Raw genomic sequence first — 5368 nt, 5'->3', positions numbered from 1 at the left:
GTGAACCACGGCAATGTTGGTTCATCAATGAATGCATAATTGCCTCTGATTGTCCTTGAGGGGGTGCAGAGGGATTAAAGCCCCCTGCGTCTCCCGCCTTGAGGCGGGACGGAAGGGTGGTGAGTCACCATGATTGTAAAAAACCTACCCTTGAAAGGAGAGGAATCGTGGGTGAGGGCAACACTTCCGCTAGCCGCGCAATAACGATTGGCCACCATCGATCCAGATTTCCGTGCCCGTGATATGGCTGGCTGCATCGGAAGCCAAAAAGCCGACTAATTGCGCCACTTGTTCGGCTGTGCCTGGTTGACCATGGGTCAGGGGAATATCGCCCTCAGGAAATTCGGCGGGCACGGCCACCGTTTCAATTGCCCGTTTTTCAGTGCTTTCGTCGATGCTGGTTTCAATCGCCCCTGGGCAAATAACGTTCACGCGAATCTTAAATTGGGCTAGTTCTAAGGCCAGCATTTTGGCCATAGCCACTTGACCAGCCTTGGTGGTCGAGTAGGCGGTCGCACCCACATTGCTAAATGTACGAGTTCCATTGATCGATGAGGTAATGATAATTGCGCCACCCTGCTTTTTGAGCGCCGGTACTGTTGTTTGCAGCGTTAAGAAGGTACCAGTTAAATTAATGTTTAACGTGTTCTGCCATTCTTCCAAGCTCAATTGCTCAATTGGTGCCCAAACGCCGTTAATCCCAGCATTGGCAAAGACACAATTGAGCTTGCCCCATGTTTCGAGCATTTGATCAACAGCAGCTTGCAGCTCATCGGGCTGCGTAATATCGGCAATTAAGGCCAATGCGTCGCCGCCCGCCCGCTGAATCGTCTCAACAGTTTCGGTCAATTCATCTTCAGTCCGCCCAAGTGCGGCAACGTTTGCACCATGCGCCGCTAAATATAAGGCCGTGGCCTTGCCAATGCCCGAGCCAGCCCCAGTGATTAAGGCCACAGTATTACGCAAATTCATGCGAATGCTCCTTCCTTCAGTTCACAATCCTTGCAATCAGCCAATGCAAGTTGTGTGCTCAGAATCAAGAAAAATCGATGCGCCAGCATCCATCAACATTCATACTTGCTTTTTTGCAATATCGCCAATATACTTCAAAATAATTTGAAACAATTTAATTTGGAGTGTTTTTATGCAAAGTCTTGGGCTTGAACCACCTGTTGTGCTCAAATTGCTATCGCACGATCTCCGTTGGCGCTTGTTACAACTTTTAGTCCATAGTGATTATCGGGTGCATGAATGTGTGGCGGCCTTGCAAGCACCAATGAATGTGGTTTCCTATCATTTACGGCTACTACGCGAAGCCGCCTTGGTGATCGAACGCCGCAGCGAAGCCGATGGCCGTGATGTCTATTACCATCTCGATTTGCCAAGCTTGCAAACCGCCTACCAAGCGAGTGCCCAAGCCCTGCACCCTGATCTTGATCCATTTGCCGCCAAAACCACCAGCCAAGCCTATCAACTTAGCAAACCAGTGCGGATTTTATATTTGTGCACCCACAACAGTGCTCGCTCACAGTTGGCCGAGGCAATTACCCGCCATCTCGGTGGCTCCATGCTTGATGTAGTGAGCGCCGGAACCCAACCTGCCGAGGTGAATCCTTTGGTCTTAGCTACTTTGGAAGAAAAAAAGATTTCGAGTGCTGGCCTGTATTCCAAGACACTCCAGCCTTACCTTGAGCAAGATTTCGATTATGTGATTACGGTCTGCGATCGCGCTCGTGAACAATGCCCAACGCTTGCTGGCCATCCCACCAGCATGCACTGGAGTTTTGCCGACCCGCTGCGTGAAACCAGCGAACTAGCCCAAGCTGCCACAATTGAAACCACCGCCCAGCAACTGATGACGCGCATTCGCTTTTTGCTGACCACAATCGAGCGCCAACAACGTGAAGGGAGCAAATAATGGCTTTACGAATTGGCATTAATGGCTTTGGGCGCATGGGGCGGCTCGCATTACGGGCTGGCTGGAATCGCCCAGGATTTGAATGGGTGCATATCAACGAACTCAAAGGCGATGCTGCAACCGCCGCCCATTTACTGGCTTTTGATTCAGTTCATGGCCGCTGGAATCATGGAGTCTCATCGCAAGAGCAAGCCCTGATGATCGAGCAACAACGCCTGAGTTATAGCAATCATTCAACAATTGAAGCAACCGATTGGGCTAGCCATGAGGTTGATCTGGTGCTGGAATGCTCAGGCAAATTTCGTAGCCCAGAGCAACTAGCTGGCTATTTTGCGGCTGGAGTTAAAACCGTGATCGTTGCCGCACCCGTAAAACAGGGTGCACTCAACATCGTGATGGGAGTTAATGATCAGCTTTATGATCCGCAGCAGCATCGTTTATTAACTGCCGCCTCGTGCACCACCAATTGTTTAGCGCCCATTGTCAAAGTTGTGCATGAACAATTCGGCATTAAGCATGGCATGATCACCACAATTCACGATATGACCAATACCCAAAATCTGATCGATGCACCGCACAAAGATTTACGCCGTGCCCGCGCCGCCAGCCAATCGCTGATTCCTACCAGCACAGGCTCAGCCAGCGCAATTGGCATGATCTTTCCAGAATTAGCAGGTCGTTTGGATGGTGTGGCGATTCGCGTGCCTTTGTTGAATGCCTCGCTGACCGATTGTGTCTTTGAATTGGCCCAACCAACCACCAGTGAAGCGGTTAATCGGGCTTTGGCGGAGGCTAGTCGCGGAGCGCTCAAAGACATTTTGGGCTATGAAGAACGGCCCTTAGTTTCAGTCGATTACAAGGGCGATCCACGTTCGGCGATTATCGATGCAGCGCTGACGACCGTTACCAACCAAACTCAATTGAAAATTATGGCTTGGTACGACAACGAAATTGGCTATGTGAATCGAATGTTGGAGCTAGCCGCTAAGGTCGCCCAACTTCAGGCGGGCTAGGAGCCGACTATGCAGCAACAATTCAAAGAGTATGCGATTGTTACCGCCGCTTATTGGGCCTTTACATTGACCGATGGCGCGTTGCGTATGTTGGTCTTGTTTCATTTTCATCAACTTGGCTATAGTGCCTTGGCGGTGGCGGCGCTCTTTATTTTCTATGAAGTATTTGGGGTGATTACCAATTTGTTTGGTGGCTGGCTGGGCGCACGCTTTGGCCTGAATCGCACCTTACATGCTGGCTTGGTGTTACAAGTTATCGCTTTGGGCATGATGGTTGTGCCCAGTGCTTGGCTCAGCGTGACATATGTGATGCTAGCGCAAGCTGGCTCGGGCATCGCCAAAGATCTGACCAAAATGAGTGCCAAGAGCAGCATCAAAATGTTGGTGGCTGAAGATGCTCAATCAACTTTGTTCAAATGGGTAGCTATTTTGACTGGCTCGAAAAATGCGCTCAAAGGTGTGGGCTTTTTCTTGGGCAGCCTATTGCTGAGCACCATTGGCTTTCGCAGTGCCTTCGCTGTGCTTGCGAGTTTGATTGCCGTAGCTGCCATTGGCACATTCAGCTTTTTGCAACACGATTTGGGGCGTAGCAAAGCCAAGCCGAAGTGGCAACAACTATTTGCCAAAAGCCGCGCGATCAATCTGCTTTCAGCAGCGCGTTGTTTTTTGTTTGCAGCGCGGGATGTCTGGTTTGTGGTCGGCTTGCCAGTTTTTCTGAGTGAAGTGCTTGGCTGGTCGTTTTGGCAGGCTGGCGGCTATTTGGCCTTATGGGTGATTGGCTATGGCCTGATTCAAGCGCTTGCGCCAGCGATTACCCGCCGCTGGCAAGCCACGCCCAACGGCTGGGCTGCAACAATTTTGGCTGGCTTGTTGATGCTGATTATGGCTGCGATTGCCAGTGTTGTGCAAATCAACCAACAATCGGCTATCGTGGTTGTGGTCGGCTTAATTGGCTTTGGATTTATTTTTGCGCTGAATTCGGCAGTCCACTCCTACCTGATTTTAGCCTACACTGACCAAGCCGATGTGGCTTTGAATGTAGGTTTTTACTATATGGCCAACGCCTTGGGCCGCCTGCTTGGCACAATTCTTTCGGGTCTGCTGTATCAAAGCTATGGGTTGGCAGGCTGTTTATGGGCAGCGGCCTTACTGAGCGCAATCACAGCCGTGATCTCGTTGAGCTTGCCGCGTGTGCCAAACCAACCGCTGTTGGGCGAACAGCAGGCCAAAGCTAGCTCGATCTGAGCAGAATGGAACCAAATTGCTACTTGTAAGTTGGCCTGAATCTACTACAATAGAGCTAAGCAAGCGATCGTGGTAGATACCACGTGGCATTTCGGAGGAAACCCCATGACTGATAATGAACCAGGGTTTTTCGAAAATTTGGTTGATAAAGCCAAGGATGTCGCCGAGTCGGTTGGTGAATTTATCGGCGATGCCGCTGAAAAAGCGGGCGATCTAGCCGAACAAGCTGCCGAAAAAATTAGTGATGTTGCCGAAGTCGTCGGCGATAAAGCCAGCGATGTGTATGAAGCCGCCAAAGATAAATTGGGCATCGACGGCGACGAAGCTCCTCCGCCAGCCGCCTAGTTGCACGAATTGCTAAAAATTCAACACCCTCAGCATGGTTCGGTGCTGAGGGTGTTGTTGGTTTAGGGATCAGCTGTCAGGGGCTAGGGATCAGGTTGAAACCGCCTTCATCCTTATCAAGACTCTGCGCCTCTGCGTTAACATTACTTCTAGCTTTTTCTGGACTCTGACAACTAGCCCCTGACCCCTAAATTCTACTCAGCATCAAACAATGGCGTGCTCAGGTAGCGTTCGCCGTTGCTTGGCACAATAAAGACAATCGTTTTGCCAGCATTTTCAGGGCGGGCTGCTACTTGCAAGGCGGCCCATGCGGCGGCCCCTGAGCTAATTCCCACCATCAAGCCTTCTTCGTGAGCCAATTTGCGTGCCCATTCAAAGGCATGTTCGTTGGTAACTTGAATAATTTCATCAATTACGCTGGTATCAAGCACGTCGGGCACAAAGCCAGCACCGATCCCTTGGATTTTGTGCGGCCCCATTTTGCCCCCAGAAAGGACTGGCGAGGCAGTTGGCTCGACCGCAATTGCCTTAAAGCCTGGCTTGCGTTCTTTGAGCACCGAAGCAACCCCAGTGATTGTGCCACCAGTCCCAACCCCGGCCACCAAAATATCGACAGCGCCATCGGTATCATTCCAAATTTCTTCAGCGGTGGTGCGTTGGTGAACCGCTGGGTTGGCTTTATTTTTGAATTGTTGCGGAATAAAGCTGCCTGGATTTTCGGCGGCCAATTCTTCGGCACGACGAATTGCCCCAGGCATGCCCTCGGAGCCTGGAGTCAAAACTAATTCGGCTCCAAAGCCTTTGAGTAATTTGCGCCGTTCCAAGCTCATGGTTTCGGGCATGGTCA

General features: G+C 50.9%; 6 protein-coding genes. 4 read left to right on the top strand and 2 right to left on the bottom strand.

All coding sequences use genetic code 11. The annotated features are described in order from the left end of the window. Positions 1-189: 189 nt before the first annotated feature. Complete coding sequence (locus DEF47_RS17085; protein ID WP_012190862.1) at positions 190-972, bottom strand: SDR family oxidoreductase; 783 nt, start codon at positions 970-972, stop codon at positions 190-192. Positions 973-1144: 172 nt separating this feature from the next. On the opposite strand from DEF47_RS17085, the gene DEF47_RS17080 reads away from it, so the two are divergent. The 4 genes from DEF47_RS17080 to DEF47_RS17065 all read left to right on the top strand — a co-directional run bounded on the left by DEF47_RS17080 (position 1145) and on the right by DEF47_RS17065 (position 4521). Further along, positions 1145-1918 carry an arsenate reductase/protein-tyrosine-phosphatase family protein gene (locus DEF47_RS17080; protein WP_012190863.1) on the top strand — a complete coding sequence of 258 codons (774 nt, stop codon included), beginning with the start codon at positions 1145-1147 and terminating at the stop codon, positions 1916-1918. Next, a complete protein-coding gene (locus DEF47_RS17075; RefSeq protein ID WP_012190864.1) occupies positions 1918-2931 on the top strand; it encodes an ArsJ-associated glyceraldehyde-3-phosphate dehydrogenase in 1014 nt (337 codons plus the stop codon). The genes DEF47_RS17080 and DEF47_RS17075 overlap by 1 nt, the downstream gene beginning before the upstream one ends. Before the next feature lie 9 nt (positions 2932-2940). Beyond that, positions 2941-4176, top strand: coding sequence for an organoarsenical effux MFS transporter ArsJ (gene arsJ, locus DEF47_RS17070; protein WP_012190865.1), 1236 nt, complete (start codon positions 2941-2943; stop codon positions 4174-4176). Positions 4177-4281: 105 nt separating this feature from the next. Beyond that, positions 4282-4521, top strand: a complete 240-nt coding sequence (locus tag DEF47_RS17065; protein WP_012190866.1) for a YtxH domain-containing protein — start codon at positions 4282-4284, stop codon at positions 4519-4521. Positions 4522-4715: 194 nt separating this feature from the next. On the opposite strand, the gene DEF47_RS17060 is transcribed toward DEF47_RS17065, so the two are convergent. Beyond that, positions 4716-5368: pyridoxal-phosphate dependent enzyme (locus DEF47_RS17060; RefSeq protein ID WP_287045254.1), on the bottom strand; the 653-nt coding region annotated here is incomplete at its 5' end.

The organism is Herpetosiphon sp., from assembly GCF_003512625.1.
In the GTDB taxonomy this organism is placed as follows: Bacteria; Chloroflexota; Chloroflexia; order Chloroflexales; family Herpetosiphonaceae; genus Herpetosiphon; species Herpetosiphon aurantiacus.
Note: the sequence above shows the minus strand (reverse complement) of the source record. Positions and strands in the feature narration are given on the sequence as shown.